The sequence below is a fragment of the Streptococcus sp. HF-100 genome (assembly GCF_015594635.1).
GTDB classification, from domain to species: Bacteria; Bacillota; Bacilli; order Lactobacillales; family Streptococcaceae; genus Streptococcus; species Streptococcus vaginalis.
In genome coordinates, this window is the sequence record NZ_JADNQV010000017.1 from 1 (window position 1) to 774 (window position 774).

The following is a 774-nucleotide window of genomic DNA, read 5'->3' on the forward strand; positions in this document are numbered from 1 at the left end:
TGCACAGGGCTAAGTCCTTTTAGTTTGACCTTAATTCGTTTGTTGTTGTAATAATCAATGTAGTTCACAATAGCTTGTTCAAGGTCTTCTAAAGACCTAAAGTGATTCTCATAGCCATAAAACATTTCGGATTTCAAAATGCCAAAGAAAGATTCCATCATACCATTGTCTGGGCTATTACCCTTGCGCGACATAGATGCTTGAATTCCCTTACTCTCTAGGAAACGATGATAAGAATCGTGTTGGTATTGCCAGCCCTGGTCGCTATGGAGAATCGTATTCTCATAGTGTTTCTCTGTGAAGGCCTGTTTTAACATGCTCTTCACTTGTTCCAAGTTCGGTGAAGTAGAAAGATTATAAGCGATGATTTCACTGTTGAAACCATCTAAAACAGGTGATAAATAGAGTTTCTGCGTGCCATTCGGAATAGAAAACTCTGTCACATCCGTATAGCACTTTTCCATTGGCCTCGATGCTTCAAACTGGCGTTGAATGAGATTCTCTGCTTTCTTGCCAATCTCTCCTTGGTAGGAAGAATACTTCCGTTTGCGACGAATTCGAGCCGTTAAACCAAGGACTTTCATCAAACGTTGAACCTTTTTATGATTAATCACAAATCCGCGATTCCTTAATTCTAAATGGATTCGACGATAGCCATAGTTGCCTGTAAGTTCATTATAAATGGCTTGTATTTCATCCTTTAGCTCTTTATCCTTATCTGGTTGATCCAGCTGTTTCAATTGATAATAGTAAGTTGAGCGAGCTAAACATGCT

At 39.1% G+C, this 774-nt stretch carries 1 protein-coding gene; it reads right to left on the reverse strand.

The window, feature by feature from the left end; all coding sequences use genetic code 11:
- On the reverse strand, positions 1 to 774 hold a 774-nt coding region (locus IYQ23_RS09425), incomplete at both ends, for an IS3 family transposase (protein WP_195674728.1).